The 13,018-nt window shown below is 70.4% G+C and carries 14 protein-coding genes; 7 read left to right on the top strand and 7 right to left on the bottom strand.

Annotated elements, in window-relative coordinates; translation table 11 throughout:
* Nucleotides 1-65 precede the first annotated feature (65 nt).
* The 4 genes from KAK07_RS24460 to KAK07_RS24445 all read right to left on the bottom strand — a co-directional run bounded on the left by KAK07_RS24460 (nucleotide 66) and on the right by KAK07_RS24445 (nucleotide 3,932).
* On the bottom strand, nucleotides 66-866 hold the full coding sequence (locus tag KAK07_RS24460; protein WP_210863554.1) for a CbbQ/NirQ/NorQ/GpvN family protein: 801 nt from the start codon (nucleotides 864-866) through the stop codon (nucleotides 66-68).
* Nucleotide 867: 1 nt separating this feature from the next.
* Nucleotides 868-2,328 (bottom strand): cbb3-type cytochrome c oxidase subunit I, encoded by a 1,461-nt coding sequence (locus KAK07_RS24455; RefSeq protein WP_210857180.1) that lies wholly within the window; start codon nucleotides 2,326-2,328, stop codon nucleotides 868-870.
* 8 nt (nucleotides 2,329-2,336) lie between these two features.
* Nucleotides 2,337-2,771 carry a c-type cytochrome gene (locus KAK07_RS24450; RefSeq protein WP_210857181.1) on the bottom strand — a complete coding sequence of 145 codons (435 nt, stop codon included), beginning with the start codon at nucleotides 2,769-2,771 and terminating at the stop codon, nucleotides 2,337-2,339.
* A gap of 105 nt (nucleotides 2,772-2,876) precedes the next feature.
* Nucleotides 2,877-3,932: an HPP family protein gene (locus KAK07_RS24445; RefSeq protein WP_210857182.1), complete on the bottom strand. Its 1,056-nt coding sequence runs from the start codon at nucleotides 3,930-3,932 to the stop codon at nucleotides 2,877-2,879.
* Nucleotides 3,933-4,018: 86 nt separating this feature from the next.
* Here KAK07_RS24445 and KAK07_RS24440 point away from each other — a divergent pair, with 86 nt between their 5' ends.
* From KAK07_RS24440 to ccoG, 3 genes are read left to right on the top strand one after another with little or no spacing between them, the layout of a single operon-like run.
* On the top strand, nucleotides 4,019-5,218 hold the full coding sequence (locus tag KAK07_RS24440; RefSeq protein WP_210857183.1) for an NnrS family protein: 1,200 nt from the start codon (nucleotides 4,019-4,021) through the stop codon (nucleotides 5,216-5,218).
* A gap of 10 nt (nucleotides 5,219-5,228) precedes the next feature.
* Complete coding sequence (locus KAK07_RS24435) at nucleotides 5,229-5,681, top strand: RrF2 family transcriptional regulator (RefSeq protein WP_210804290.1); 453 nt, start codon at nucleotides 5,229-5,231, stop codon at nucleotides 5,679-5,681.
* Between the two features lie 60 nt (nucleotides 5,682-5,741).
* Entirely contained in the window at nucleotides 5,742-7,142 is a 1,401-nt protein-coding gene (ccoG, locus tag KAK07_RS24430; RefSeq protein ID WP_210857184.1) for a cytochrome c oxidase accessory protein CcoG, read from the top strand.
* A 1-nt stretch (nucleotide 7,143) separates the two neighbouring features.
* On the opposite strand, the gene KAK07_RS24425 is transcribed toward ccoG, so the two are convergent.
* From KAK07_RS24425 to gntR, 3 genes are read right to left on the bottom strand one after another with little or no spacing between them, the layout of a single operon-like run.
* The gene (locus tag KAK07_RS24425) at nucleotides 7,144-7,713 is read right to left on the bottom strand and encodes a YceI family protein (protein ID WP_210857185.1); all 570 of its coding nucleotides are present in this window, start codon (nucleotides 7,711-7,713) and stop codon (nucleotides 7,144-7,146) included.
* Nucleotides 7,710-8,390 carry a DNA alkylation repair protein gene (locus tag KAK07_RS24420; protein WP_210857186.1) on the bottom strand — a complete coding sequence of 227 codons (681 nt, stop codon included), beginning with the start codon at nucleotides 8,388-8,390 and terminating at the stop codon, nucleotides 7,710-7,712. Before KAK07_RS24420 ends, KAK07_RS24425 begins: the two co-directional genes overlap by 4 nt.
* A 9-nt stretch (nucleotides 8,391-8,399) precedes the next feature.
* The gene (gene gntR, locus KAK07_RS24415) at nucleotides 8,400-9,422 is read right to left on the bottom strand and encodes an HTH-type transcriptional regulator GntR (protein WP_210857187.1); all 1,023 of its coding nucleotides are present in this window, start codon (nucleotides 9,420-9,422) and stop codon (nucleotides 8,400-8,402) included.
* 158 nt (nucleotides 9,423-9,580) lie between these two features.
* Between gntR and KAK07_RS24410 the strand changes: the two genes are divergently transcribed.
* From KAK07_RS24410 to KAK07_RS24395, 4 genes are read left to right on the top strand one after another with little or no spacing between them, the layout of a single operon-like run.
* The gene (locus KAK07_RS24410; RefSeq protein ID WP_247661392.1) at nucleotides 9,581-10,084 is read left to right on the top strand and encodes a gluconokinase; all 504 of its coding nucleotides are present in this window, start codon (nucleotides 9,581-9,583) and stop codon (nucleotides 10,082-10,084) included.
* The gene (locus tag KAK07_RS24405; protein ID WP_210857188.1) at nucleotides 10,074-10,577 is read left to right on the top strand and encodes a TRAP transporter small permease subunit; all 504 of its coding nucleotides are present in this window, start codon (nucleotides 10,074-10,076) and stop codon (nucleotides 10,575-10,577) included. Before KAK07_RS24410 ends, KAK07_RS24405 begins: the two co-directional genes overlap by 11 nt.
* The gene (locus tag KAK07_RS24400; protein WP_210857209.1) at nucleotides 10,577-11,866 is read left to right on the top strand and encodes a TRAP transporter large permease; all 1,290 of its coding nucleotides are present in this window, start codon (nucleotides 10,577-10,579) and stop codon (nucleotides 11,864-11,866) included. Before KAK07_RS24405 ends, KAK07_RS24400 begins: the two co-directional genes overlap by 1 nt.
* A 43-nt stretch (nucleotides 11,867-11,909) precedes the next feature.
* Complete coding sequence (locus KAK07_RS24395; protein ID WP_210857189.1) at nucleotides 11,910-12,926, top strand: TRAP transporter substrate-binding protein; 1,017 nt, start codon at nucleotides 11,910-11,912, stop codon at nucleotides 12,924-12,926.
* Nucleotides 12,927-13,018: the final 92 nt, after the last annotated feature.

The following is a 13,018-nucleotide window of genomic DNA, read 5'->3' as shown; positions in this document are numbered from 1 at the left end:
GGGGTTACGCAACGAAGAAGGAGAGCGGGCCGCACCCAGGAAAGGCCACTGTCGCGGAAAAGGGTTCAGAGGCTGGCGTCGACCACCTCGGCCAGCGCCGCCGCGGTGTCGGCGTCGTCGGTCAGTGCGTCGACGATGGCGGCACGGCAGGCCGCCCGCAGCGGCAGGCCGTCGGCGGCCAGCCGCGCGGCCACCACCAGCAGACGGGTGGAGGCGGTCTCCTCCAGGTCGTGGCCGGTCAGGCGGCGCAGGCCCTGCGCCAGGTGCACCAGCTGGGCAGCCACGCCGGCATCGACGCCCGCCTCGGCCTGCACGATGGCGCGCTCGGTGGCTGCATCGGGGTAGCCGAAGTCCAGGGCCACGAAGCGCTGGCGCGTGCTGGGCTTGAGGCTCTTGAGCAGGTTCTGGTAGCCGGGGTTGTAGCTGATGACCAGCATGAAGCCGGGCGGCGCCTGCAGCTGCTCTCCGGTGCGCTCGATCGGCAGCTGGCGTCGGTCGTCGGCCAGCGGGTGCAGCACCACGGTGGTGTCCTTGCGCGCCTCCACCACCTCGTCGAGGTAGCAGATCGCGCCGCTGCGCACCGCGCGGGCCAGCGGGCCGTCGTGCCACTCGGTGCCCTGCGGGCCGATCAGGTGGCGGCCCACCAGGTCGGCCGCGCCCAGGTCATCGTGGCAGCTCACCGTCACCAGCGGCCGGCCCAGGCGGGCGGCCATGTGCTCGACGAAGCGGGTCTTGCCGCAGCCGGTGGGGCCCTTGATCAGCACCGGCATGCGCTGGCGCCAGGCGTGGGTGAACAAGGCCACCTCGCCGCCTTGCGGCGCATAGAAGGGCAGCCCGGCGAGGTGCTGCTGTTCGGCATGGTCCATGTCAGTCCATCCGCTGGCGGGCCGGGGCGCGGCGCAGGATGCCGCCACCGCCGAGGCTGGGCGCCTGGTCCTCGCTCAGCACGTGCTCGCCACCGATGAAGAAACTGGCGAAGTAGGCGAACTGGCCGATCAGGAAGGTCACGCCGCCCACGATGCGGATCCAGTAGAAGAAGCGCAGCTGGTCCTGGGTGGCCATGAAGCCCATCGCGCCCTCGGTGGGCATGCGCTGCAGCCAGACCTGCAGGATGCCGGCGCCGGTCAGCGCCAGCACCATCGTCGCCATGCCGATGGTCATGATCCAGAAGCTCCACATCTCCACGTTCTGCGCCCGGGCGCTGTTGGCCAGGCGGCCGCGCAGCGTGGGCATGGCGTAGCTGATCAAGGTGATCACCACCAGCACGTAGGCGCCGTAGAAGGCCAGGTGACCGTGGGCCGCGGTGATCTGCGTGCCATGGGTGTAGTAGTTGACCGGGCTGAGCGTGTGGATGAAGCCCCACAGACCGGCGCCCAGGAAGCCCAGCACCGAGGTGCCCACGGCCCACAGGATCGCCGCCTGGTTGGGGTGTTCACGCCGGCGCCGCTGCACCATGTTGAAGGCGAACACCGTCATCATGAAGAAGGGGATCGGCTCCATCGCGCTGAACACGCTGCCGATCCACTGCCAGTAGCCCGGCAGGCCGATGAAGTAGAAGTGGTGGCCGGTGCCCAGGATGCCGGTCATCAGCGCGAAGGCGATGATCACGTACAGCCACTTGTCGATCACCTCGCGGTCGACGCCGGTGGTCTTGACCAGCACGAAGGCCAGCAGCGCGCCCAGGATCAGCTCCCACACGCCCTCCACCCACAGGTGGACGACGAACCACCAGTACATCTTGTCGCGCACCAGGTTGTGCGGGTTGACGAAGCTGAACAGGAACATCAGCGCCAGCCCCCACAGGCCCATCAGCAGCACCAGGCTGATCGCCGTCTTGCGGCCCTTGAGCACCGTCATGCTGATGTTGTAGAGGAAGCCCAGCGCCACCACCACGATGCCCAGCTTGGTCGGCAGCGGCTGCTCGAGGAACTCGCGTCCCATGGTCTGCAGCAGCTCGTTGCCGGTCAGCTCCGCCAGCTTGGCATAGGGCACCGTCAGGTAGCCGACGATGGTCAGCGCGCCAGCCACCAGGAAGATCCAGAACAGCGCAATGGCCAGCCTGGGGCTGTGCAGCTCGGTCTCGGCCTCCTCGGGAATGAGGTAGTAGGCCGCGCCCATGAAGCCGAACAGCAGCCACACGATCAGCAGATTCGTGTGGACCATCCGCGCGATGTTGAACGGGATGTAGGGAAACAGGAAGTCGCCCAGCAGGTACTGCAGGCCGAGTCCGATGCCGAACAGGATCTGTCCGGCGAAGAGGCCCATCGCGGCGATGAAGTACAGCTTCGCGACGCGCTGGCTCTCGTACTTGAGAATGTGTGTGCTCATGACTGGTCTCACCCCTCGATGTTCGGCGGCCACTGTTCAGTGTTCACCTCGCTGGTCCACTTCAGGAACTCGACCAGGTGGTCGAGCTGCTCGTCGCTGAGGTTGAACTGCGGCATCTGGCGGCGGCCCTCGACATGCGTGGGTTGCGCCTTCATCCAGCCCTTGATGAAGTCGGGGCCGCGGCGCTTGTAGACATTGCCCAGCTCCGGCGCGAAGTAGGCGCCCTCGCCCAGCAGCGTGTGGCAGCCGATGCAGTTGCGGGTCTCCCAGATCTTCTTGCCGGCCACCACCGCGGGGGTGATGGCCTGCGCGTTGGAGCGCTCGGGAATGCGCTGTTCGGTGTGGAACACCAGCGCGACGAACAGCAGCGCGAAGAACGCGGCGCCACCGTAGAACATGTTGCGGGCCATCTGTTTGGTGAACCCGCCTGCGGTCTGGCTCATGGACAAGCCCTCCTCGTTGGACGATGGGCGAATCCTCCTGTTTTGCTCGGGTTCTTTCCTTGAACCGGTTCAAGGATGCCGACGACGGCCTGCGCCGCCCCCGACTCAGAGCCTGGCCAGCGCAGTGATCACGTCGGTCTGCGTGAGGATGCCGACCAGCCGCCGGTCGGCACCGATCACCGGCAGGTGGTGGTGGCCTTCATGGCTGAACAGCGGCAGCAGGTCGGCCAGCGGGCGCTCGGCACTGGCCACGCGCACCTGGCGCGACATCACCTGCGCCACGGTGGTGGTGGCCGGGTCGGCGGGGCCGCGCAGGTCGGCGCGGGTGACGATGCCCACCACATGCTCATCGGCATCGACCACCGGCAGCGCCTTCACCTGGGCCTCGGCCAGCACGCGCAAGGCCTGGTCCAGCGTGGTGAAGCTGCGCGCACGCAGTGGCTGGGCGGTCATCACGTCCTGGCAGCGGATCGCGCGCAGGCGGCGCGACACCGCCTGCTGCTCGGCATCGGCCAGCAGGCCGCGCAGGTCGTCGCGCGGCAGATCGACGATCTGGTTGTAGTGGGCCAGCGCCGTGTCCAGGTCACTGTCGCTGAAGTCCCAGGCCCGGGTGGGGGCCGGCGCGGCCTGGGGCGCGTGGGGATAGGGACGTCCGGTGGCGCTGTTCCAGGCCCAGCCGGCCAGCACCAGCACCAGCGAGTCCAGCAGCACCGGATCGACCGCATAACTGGCCTGGTGGGCCGGCAGCAGCACCGCCAGCAGGGCCACGGCGCCGCCCGGAGGGTGCAGGCAGCGCAGCGCCAGCATCGCCGCCATCGCGCCGCCCACGGCGACCGCCGCGGCCAGCGCTGGCCAGGGCAGCCAGCTGGCGCTGGCCCAGCCGACCAGGGCCGACACCGCGTTGCCCACCAGCACCGGCCAGGGTTGGGCCAGCGGGCTGGCCGGCAGCGCGAACACCAGCACCGCGCTCGCACCCAGCGGCGCCATCAACCAGGGCAGGCCGGGCGCCGGCGGCCAACAGGGCGCCAGCAGTGCCGTCAACGCGATCCCCAGAAAGGCACCCGCCACCACCCGCATGCGCTCGCGCGCGTCGATGGCCAGCGCGGGCGGACGCAGTCGTTGCCACCAGGGGAGCGTCGGGGTCGTCGGCGGCGGGGTCATGGCCCCGCACTTTATAAGATATATGTTCGGGTTTGCTTTTGGATGGCGCTGCCCGGACAATCGGGTTCTCCCTGATATCACCCGCCATGGCCACCGTCTTCATTCCCCTCACCGAGCCCATCGGCCGCGCGCCGCGGCCCGGCCAGTTCGCGCTGTGGGCGCTGGGCTTTCGCCCGTTCTACCTGCTGGCGGCGGCGCTGGCGGCGCTGTCGGTGCCGCTGTGGGCACTGCAGTTCAGCGGCTGGCTGGACACGCCGGTGCTGCGCGGATCGGTCTGGCATGCGCACGAGATGCTGTTCGGCTTCACGCTGGCGGTGGTGGTGGGCTTTCTGTTCACCGCCGGGCGCAACTGGTCGGGCCAGCCCACGCCCCAGGGCCGTGGGCTGATGGCGCTGGCTGGGCTGTGGCTGCTGGGCCGGGTGCTGGTACTCACGCCCTGGGCAGTGGCGGCCCTGGTCGTCAACGTGGCCTTTCCGCTGCTGGCCGCCTGGGGACTCTGGCGCGCCCTGCGGGCCGGAGGCAGCCGACGCAACTTTTTCTTCGTCGGCCTGCTGGTCGCCTTGGCCGTGGCCTGCGCGGCGCTGCACCTGACGCAGATGGGCGCTCTGGTGCTGCCCGCGCGGCTGGGTGTGCCGGTGGCGCTGGACCTGATGATGTTCATCGTCGCGGTGATGGCCGGGCGCGTGGTGCCGATGTTCACCAACAACGGCATTGCAGGACTGCAGGCGAGCCGCCATGCACCGCTGGAGCGGGTGGCGCTGGGCAGCGTGCTGGCCTTGCTGGCCTGCGACCTGCTGGGCGCTCCAGCGCCGCTGCTGGGGCTGGTGCTGGCCACCGCGCTGGGGGCGCAGACCGCCCGCTGGTGGCGCTGGCAGCCCTGGCGCACGGCGGCCAACCCGCTGGTCTGGGTGCTGCACCTGGCCTATGCCTGGCTGCCGGTGCACCTGGCGCTGCGCCTGGGCAGTGAGTTTGGGGTGGTGCCCCCGGGACTGGCCACCCATGCGCTGACCGTGGGCCTGATCGGCGGCATGACCTTGGGCATGATGACGCGCACGGCGATGGGCCACACCGGCCGACCGCTGCGCGCGGGTGCGCTGGAGGTGAGCGCCTACCTGAGCGTGACGGCCGCCGCCGTGGTGCGGGTGGGGGCGCCGCTGCTGTGGCCGGCGCTGCTGCCGCAGGCCGCGCTGGTGTCGGCGCTGCTGTGGTCGCTGGCCTACGCCTTGTACCTGTGGCGCTACGGGCCTTGGCTGTGCCGCGCGCGCGTGGACGGCCAACCGGGCTGACAATCACGCCATGCGCCTGACCCAGATGACCGACTATTCGCTGCGCTTGCTGATCTACGTGGGCCGGCAGCGCGGCGACCGCCTGTGCACCATCGCCGAGGTGGCCGAGGCCTTCGAGCTGTCGCAGGCCCACCTGATGAAGATCACCCACCAGCTGGGCCTGGCCGGCTGGCTGCAGACGGTGCGCGGCAAGGGCGGCGGCATGCGCCTGGCGCTGCCGCCCGAGCAGATCAACCTGGGTGCGCTGGTGCGCAGCATCGAGCCCGATTTCGCGCTGGTCGAGTGCCTGGGCGATCACCCCGAAGGCTGCAAGCTCACCGGTGGCTGCCGCCTGACCGGCGTCTTCAACCGCGCCCTGGCGGCCTTCATGGCCGAACTCGACCAGCAGACCCTGGCCGATGTGCTGCCGGTGGGCCGCGCCGCCTGGGCGCGCGTGTCACCGCCCGTGGCCCGCGCCGGCTGAGCGGCTGCGCGCCTGTCCCTGTCTGATGTCCGGCCCGCCTGCGGCGGGCCTGCTCCACTGATGTCTCCGAACCCTCCTCCCGCTCCCCTCCTGCAGCTCGCCCCGCGCGAGCGCATCCACCCGCGCGCGATCGACGGCCTGTATGCCCGCTGGCGCATCGCGCTGGTGTGGATCACCCAGCTGTTCTTCTATGGCGTGCCCTGGCTGCAGTGGAACGGCCGCCAGGCGCTGCTCTTTGACCTGGAGGCCGGGCGCTACCACGTCTTCGGCCTGCTGCTGTACCCGCAGGACTTCTTCTACCTGACCGCGCTGCTGGTGCTGTGCGCGCTGGGGCTGTTCTTCGTCACCGCGGTGGCCGGGCGCATCTGGTGTGGCTATGCCTGCCCGCAGACGGTCTACACCGAGATCTTCCTGTGGATCGAGCACCGCTTCGAAGGCGACCGCAGTGCCCGCCTGCGCCTGGACAACAGCGGCTGGGGCCTGGACAAGCTGGGGCGACGCGGCGGCAAGCACGCGGCCTGGCTGGGCTTCTCACTGTGGACCGGCTTCACCTTCGTCGGCTACTTCACGCCCATCCGTGAGCTGGCGCTGCACTCGCTGAGCGGCGCGATGGGCCCCTGGGAGCTGTTCTGGGTGATGTTCTACGGCACCGCCACCTATGGCAACGCCGGCTTCCTGCGCGAGCAGATGTGCACCTACATCTGCCCCTACGCCCGCTTCCAGAGCGCGCTGATCGACCGCGATTCGCTGATCATCGGCTACGACGTGGCGCGGGGCGAACCGCGCGGCGCCCGGCCCAAGACCGCCGATGCCGCCGCACTCGGCCTGGGCGACTGCATCGATTGCACGCTGTGCGTGCAGGTCTGCCCCACCGGCATCGACATCCGCAACGGCCTGCAGAATGCCTGCATCGGCTGCGCCGCCTGCATCGACGCCTGCGACAGCGTGATGGACCGCATCGGCGCGCCGCGCGGCCTGATCCGCTACGCCACCGAGGCGGGCCTGGAAGGCCACTGGAGCCGCAGCCAGATGATTCGCCGCCTGCTGCGGCCGCGGGTGCTCATCTACGCCGCGTTGATGGCGGTGCTGGTGGGCGTTTTCGCCTGGAGCCTGTCGCACCGCCCGCCGCTGCGCCTGGACGTGGTGCGCGACCGCGCCGCGCTGGCGCGCTGGGACGAACAGGGGCGGCTGGAGAACGTCTACCGGCTGCAGGTCAGCAACCAGACCGAGCAGGCACAGAGGCTGACACTGTCGGTCGATGGCCTGCCCGGGCTGGTGGTGAGCACGCTGCCCGCCACCGCGCTGCCGCCCTCGGGCATCGTCAACCACACGGTGCAGGTGGCCCTGCCGATGGAGGCGGCGCAGCAGCTGACGCCGGGCTCGCACCCGATCACGCTGCGCCTGCAGGCGGGTGAGGGCGCACCGGCCGAGGCCGCCACCACCTTCTACGTGCCACGCTGAGTCAGCGCTCGGCCAGCGCCTCCACCTGGATGCGCAGTGTGACCGCCATGTCGAAACCGAAGGCCTTGCCGGCGTCGATGCCGAAGGCGTCGCGCTGCAGCGTGGCCAGCGCGTCGGCCCCGCACAGCTCGCGCTTGTTCAGCGGGTGCGGCTTGCAGGCGAAGCGGCGGATCTCCAGCACCAGTGGGCGGGTCACGCCGTGCAGCGTCAGCTCGCCCTCCACGCGGGTGGGCTGGCCGTCCTGCCAGCCGGCCAGCGTGCCGCGGTAGCGCGCGAAGGGGTGGCGCTCGACATCGAAGAGGCTGTCGCCGCGCGCCACGCTGTTCATCTGATCGTGGCCGAAGTCGATGCTGTCGGTGTGCACGATCAGGTCCACGCTGCCGCTGGCAGCGGCGCGGTCCATCAGCACCAGGCCCTCGCTGCGGTTGAACTTGCCGCGCCAGACGGACAGGCCCATGTGGTCGGCCTCGAAGCTGGGGTAGGTGTGGGCGGGGTCGATCTCGTAGCGCATCGGCGCGGCGTGCGCAGTGGCGCACAGTGCGGCCAGCGCCAGCAGGTGCAGGGACTTCATCGGGTGCGCTCCAGTCGGGGAATCAGTTCACGAAAGGCGTCGCTGCCGATCCAGCGCGCGCTGCGCTCGGGGCGCTGCTTCAGGCGCTGGGCGCAGTCCAGCGCCGGCCCCAGCAGCGTGGGCTGGCGCTTGCCGATCTGGCGCAGCGCCCAGTTGACCGCCTTCTTCACGAAGTTGCGCTCGTCATCGGCGTGCGCCTCGATCAGCGGCAGCATGGCCAGGAAGCGCTCATCGGGCGCGGGCTTGTCATGCACCGCCAGCGCAGCCAGCAGCGCAAAGCCGGCGCGGCGGACGAACTCGCGCTCGTCGGCCGCCCACACCGGCACCCGGGCCCAGGCCCGCGGGCTGGGGGCGAAGGCATTGGTGCAGGCCTGGTCGCAGGTGTCCCAGGCTATGAAGCGGGCGGCCCAGGCGTTCATCTCGGCCACGGTGAACTGCCGGGGCTCGGCCACATAGGCGGCCAGGATCTGCGCGTCAGGCACGCCGGTGGCGTGCAATGCCAGGGCCAGCGCATGCTCGCGGCCCAGGTCCTTGCCCAGGGCGCGCAGCGAGGGCACGCTGGCCCCCAGGCGGTGCTCGGCCGTCATGCCGAAGCGGGCCATGCCGGCCAGCTGGTCGGGCCGCGCCAGCGCCTGCAGGCGCTGCATCGCATCGGCCAGGCGCGGGTGGGCTTGCATGGGCCGATGCTACGTGGACTCGCGCACCACCAGCTCGAAACCCAGGTCCACCTGCCGGGCATCCACCGCCTCGCCGCGCAGCAGCGCCAGCAGCATGCGCGCGGCGCGTTCGCCGATCTCGGCGCGCGGCGTGCGGATCGTGGTCAGCGGCGGCAGCCACTGGTCCGAGCCGGCCAGGTCGTTGAAGCCGGCCACGGCCACCCGCTGCGGCACCGCCAGGCCGGCCTTCAGCGCCGCCAGCAGACCGCCCTGGGCCAGGTCGTCGTTGCAGAAGAAGATCGCGTCGACATCCGGCCGCGCCGCCAGCAGGCGCTGCAGCAGCACACCGCCCAGCGCGATCGACGAGGGCGCCGGGTCCAGCAGTTCCAGCCCGGGGTCGTGCAGGCCATGCGCCTGCAGCACGCGGCGGTAGCCGGCCAGGCGCTGCAGTACGCGCGGGTCGAGCTGCGCGCCGACGAAGGCCACGCGGCGGCGGCCGCGCGCCAGCAGGTGCTCGGTCATCGCCGCACCAGCGGCGTCCTGCGACAGGCCCACCGCGTAGGCCTCGCCCGCGGCCTGGGTCTCCATCAGGTGCACGCAGGGCACGCGGCTGCGCTCGATCAGGCCGCGCGCCGCCGCCGTGCGGTCGAAGCCGGTGACCAGCAGGCCGGCCGGACGATGCGCCAGGTAGCTGCGCAGCAGCGCCTCTTCCTCGGCGGGTTGGTAGTGGGTGACGCCGATCAGCGTCTGCAGCCCGGCCGGGCGCAGCACACGCTGCACGCCTTCGAGCAGGTCGACGAACAGCGCGTTGGACAGCAACGGGATCAGCACCGCCACCTGCGAGCTGTGCGCCGAGGCCAGCGCGCGCGCGGCCGGGTCGGGCACATAGCCCAGCGCCTCGGCGGCCTCGCGCACGCGGGCGCTGAGCTGTTCGTCCACGCCCCGGGTGGCACGCAGCGCACGCGAGGCGGTGATCGGGCTCACGCCTGCGGCGGCGGCCACATCGGCCAGCGTCGGCCGGCCGGTGGCGCGTTTGCGGGAAGGGGCGGTCATTGAGTGTTTACCCTGATTTCGGCGGTGCTGCCAACGGGTTTAGGATAGCGCTATCCAATCCCCGATTCAAGCGCGCCGAGTGTGCCACGGCGCGGCGGGGACCGCGGCGGCCCATCGGGCGGCCGATTTTTTCAGATCAACGGGACAGCGCTATCCAAATGTCGAACCTGGTTGTCATGGGCGTCTCCGGCTGCGGCAAGTCCAGCCTGGGCCGCGCACTGGCCGACGCGCTGGGCTGGCCGCTGGTGGAGGGCGACGACCACCACCCCGCGGCCAACCAGGCCAAGATGCGCGCCGGCCAGCCGCTGACCGACGCCGACCGCGCCGGCTGGCTGGCCACGCTGGGCGCGCAGCTGGCCGAGCGGCCGCAAGGCGCGGTGCTGACCTGCTCGGCCCTGAAGCGCGCCTACCGCGATCAGCTGCGCGCCGCCTCGCCCGGCCTGGGCTTCGTGCACCTGCGGCTGAGCCTGGACGAGGCCCGCGCCCGCGTGGCCGCCCGCCCCGATCACCTGTTCCCGGCGAGCCTGGTCGACAGCCAGTTCGCCACGCTGGAAGACCCGTCGGGCGAGCCCGGCGTGGTCAGCCTGGACGCCACCCTGCCGCTGGCCACGCTGCGCGAGCAGGTGCTGACCTGGATGAAGGAATCCCACGATGTCTGCTGACACCCCCACCCGCGCCGCGCCGCAGCGCTGGGCCGAGGCCGCCATGGCCGCCTGCCTGGCGGTGATGGCCGCTGCCGTCTTCGTCAACGTGGTGCTGCGCTACGGCTTTGGCAGCGGCATCGCCGCCAGCGAGGAACTCTCGCGCCTGCTCTTCGTCTGGATGGTCTTCATCGGCGCCACCGCCGCCTATCCGCTGGGCGAACACATGGCCTTCACCGCGCTGCTCGCGCCGCTGGCCGGCCGGCCGCTGGCGCTGCGCTGGGTCTCGCGCGGCATCCATGCGCTGGTCGTGCTGTCGTGCGCGCTGCTGGGCTGGGGCGCCTGGCAGCAGGTGGTGGTGGGCTGGGACAGCACCAGCGTGGTGATGGGCTACCCCACGGCGTTGCTGCCGCTGCCCGCGCTTCTCAGCGCCGCGGCGATCGGCGTGATGGCGCTGCGCCAGCTGCTGGTGGGTCAGCCGGTCGCGCTGGGCCACGAATCGGAGGTGGAATGATGGGCCAGGGAACGATCGCGCTGCTGTTCGTGGTGGCGATGCTGGCGCTGATGGGCATCGGCGTGCCCATGGCCTTCGCGCTGGTGCTGACCGGCGCCTCGATGGCCTGGCTGCTCGACTTCTGGGACACCCAGCTGCTGGCGCAGAACCTGGTGGCGGGCATCGACAGCTTCCCGCTGCTGGCCGTGCCCTTCTTCATCCTGGCCGGCGAGCTGATGAACGCCGGCGGCATCAGCCGGCGCATCATCGACATGGCCCGCGCCTGGCTGGGCCATGTGCGCGGCGGCCTGGGCTTCGTCACCATTGGCGCCGCCATCCTGATGGCCAGCATGAGCGGCTCGGCGCTGGCCGACACCGCCGCGCTGGCCACCATCCTGCTGCCGATGATGCGCAGCCAGGGCTACCCGATGGGCACCTCGGCCGGGCTGATGGCCTCGGGCGGCATCATCGCGCCGATCATCCCGCCGTCGATGCCCTTCGTGATCTACGGCGTCACCACCAACACCTCGATCTCCTCGCTGTTCCTGTCGGGCATCGTGCCGGGCCTGATCATGGGCCTGGGCCTGGTGCTCGCCTGGCTGTGGCAGCTGCGCGGCATGAACGTCCAGGCCGATGCACCGATGCCCATGGGCGAGCGCCTGCGCACCAGCGCCCGCGCCTTCTGGGCACTGCTGATGCCGCTGATCATCATCGGCGGCATGAAGAGCGGCGTCTTCACGCCCACCGAGGCCGCGGTGGTGGCCGCCTTCTACGCCCTGGTGATCGCCTTCGCGGTGCACCGCGAAATGGGCCTGGCCGACCTGTACGGCGTGCTGACCCGCGCCGCCAAGACCACCGCCATCGTGATGTTCCTGTGCGCCGGCGCCCAGGTGGCCAGCTACATGGTCACGCTGGCCGACCTGCCCAACACGCTGAGCGGTCTGCTGGGTCCGCTGGTCGATCATCCGCGCCTGCTGATGGCGGTGATGATGATCGTGCTGGTGCTGATCGGCACCGCGCTGGACCTGACGCCCACGATCCTCATCTTCGCCCCGGTGATGCTGCCGATCGCGGTGAAGGCCGGCATCGACCCGGTCTACTTCGGCCTGATGTTCGTGCTCAATGGCGCGATCGGCCTGATCACGCCGCCGGTGGGCACGGTGCTGAACGTCGTGGCCGGCGTCGGCCGGCTGCGCCTGGACGAGGTGATCAAGGGCGTCAACCCTTTCCTGGTGGTCTACCTGGCCATCCTCACGCTGTTCACCGTGTTCCCCGAGTTCGTCACCGCGCCGGTGCGCTGGCTGCGCTGACGCCTTCCTGTTCCGCCCTGCCCTGTTCCCCTTGGAGACAACCATGACCCTTCGCCGCACCCTGATCGCCACGCTCGCGCTGGCCGCCCTCACCCCGCTGGCCGCCCAGGCCCAGGACATCAAGCCGCGCCTGATCCGCTTCGGCTACGGCCTGAACGAGCAGTCCAACCAGGGCCGCGCGGTCAAGCTGTTTGCCGAGGAGGTAGAAAAGGCCTCGGGCGGCAAGATGAAGGTGCGCGCCGTCGGCGCCGCCGCGCTCGGCCCGGACACCCAGATGCAGCAGGCCCTGATCGGCGGCGCCCAGGAAATGATGGTGGGCTCCACCGCCACGCTGGTGGGCATCACCAAGGAAATGGCGCTGTGGGACACGCCCTTCCTGGTCAACAACGCCAAGGAGGCCGACGCGCTGCTCGACGGCCCGATCGGCAGCAAGGTCAAGGACAAGCTGCAGGACAAGGGCCTGGTGGGCCTGGTGTACTGGGAGAACGGTTTCCGCAACCTCACCAACAACAAGCGCGCGGTGGCCAAGCTGGAAGACCTGGACGGCATCAAGCTGCGCGTGATGCAGAACAACGTCTTCCTCGAGAGCTTCAAGACCCTGGGCGCCAATGCGGTGCCGCTGCCCTTCTCGGAGCTGTTCTCGGCGCTGGAAACCAAGGCGGTGGACGGCCAGGAGAACCCCTACAACACCATCCTCTCCAGCAAGTTCTACGAGGTGCAGAAGTACCTCACCGTGACCAACCACGTCTACAGCCCCTGGATCGTGCTGGTCAGCAAGAAGTGGTGGGACGGCCTGAGCAAGGACGAGCAGAAGGTGCTGATGGACGCTGCGAAGAAGAGCCGCGACTTCGAGCGCCAGGACACCCGCGCCGAGGCCGCCAAGGCCCTGGATGAACTCAAGGCCAAGGGCATGCAGATCAACGAGCTGACCCCCGCCGAGGCCGCCCGCATGCGCGACAAGCTCACCCGCGTCAACGCCAGCATCGCCGCCAACGTGGGCATGGACCTCTGGAACGAGACCCAGGCCGCGCTGGCCACGCTGCGCAGCGGCAAGAAGTGAGGCCGGCGGCGCGGCCGTCCATCCGGCGGCCGCGCCGGTCAGCCCCCGAAATCGGCGCTTCGTCGCATCCCGCTGGGCGCCGCCGGCGGTGC

It is taken from the genome of Ideonella alba, assembly GCF_018069875.1.
Lineage (GTDB): Bacteria > Pseudomonadota > Gammaproteobacteria > Burkholderiales > Burkholderiaceae_C > Ideonella > Ideonella alba.
The sequence above is the reverse complement of the archived record's forward strand: the minus strand, read 5'-3'. Positions and strand labels throughout refer to the sequence as shown.

What these genes read in the sequence shown, in the direction of transcription:
- KAK07_RS24445 (WP_210857182.1), bottom strand. Translation starts at nt 3,932, where the DNA reads ATGACCCCGCCGCCGACGACCCCGACGCTCCCCTGGTGGCAACGACTG.
- KAK07_RS24450 (WP_210857181.1), bottom strand. Translation starts at nt 2,771, where the DNA reads ATGAGCCAGACCGCAGGCGGGTTCACCAAACAGATGGCCCGCAACATG.
- KAK07_RS24435 (WP_210804290.1), top strand. Translation starts at nt 5,229, where the DNA reads ATGCGCCTGACCCAGATGACCGACTATTCGCTGCGCTTGCTGATCTAC.
- KAK07_RS24405 (WP_210857188.1), top strand. Translation starts at nt 10,074, where the DNA reads ATGTCTGCTGACACCCCCACCCGCGCCGCGCCGCAGCGCTGGGCCGAG.
- KAK07_RS24455 (WP_210857180.1), bottom strand. Translation starts at nt 2,328, where the DNA reads ATGAGCACACACATTCTCAAGTACGAGAGCCAGCGCGTCGCGAAGCTG.
- gntR (WP_210857187.1), bottom strand. Translation starts at nt 9,422, where the DNA reads ATGACCGCCCCTTCCCGCAAACGCGCCACCGGCCGGCCGACGCTGGCC.
- KAK07_RS24395 (WP_210857189.1), top strand. Translation starts at nt 11,910, where the DNA reads ATGACCCTTCGCCGCACCCTGATCGCCACGCTCGCGCTGGCCGCCCTC.
- KAK07_RS24425 (WP_210857185.1), bottom strand. Translation starts at nt 7,713, where the DNA reads ATGAAGTCCCTGCACCTGCTGGCGCTGGCCGCACTGTGCGCCACTGCG.
- ccoG (WP_210857184.1), top strand. Translation starts at nt 5,742, where the DNA reads ATGTCTCCGAACCCTCCTCCCGCTCCCCTCCTGCAGCTCGCCCCGCGC.
- KAK07_RS24410 (WP_247661392.1), top strand. Translation starts at nt 9,581, where the DNA reads ATGTCGAACCTGGTTGTCATGGGCGTCTCCGGCTGCGGCAAGTCCAGC.
- KAK07_RS24400 (WP_210857209.1), top strand. Translation starts at nt 10,577, where the DNA reads ATGGGCCAGGGAACGATCGCGCTGCTGTTCGTGGTGGCGATGCTGGCG.
- KAK07_RS24460 (WP_210863554.1), bottom strand. Translation starts at nt 866, where the DNA reads ATGGACCATGCCGAACAGCAGCACCTCGCCGGGCTGCCCTTCTATGCG.
- KAK07_RS24420 (WP_210857186.1), bottom strand. Translation starts at nt 8,390, where the DNA reads ATGCAAGCCCACCCGCGCCTGGCCGATGCGATGCAGCGCCTGCAGGCG.
- KAK07_RS24440 (WP_210857183.1), top strand. Translation starts at nt 4,019, where the DNA reads ATGGCCACCGTCTTCATTCCCCTCACCGAGCCCATCGGCCGCGCGCCG.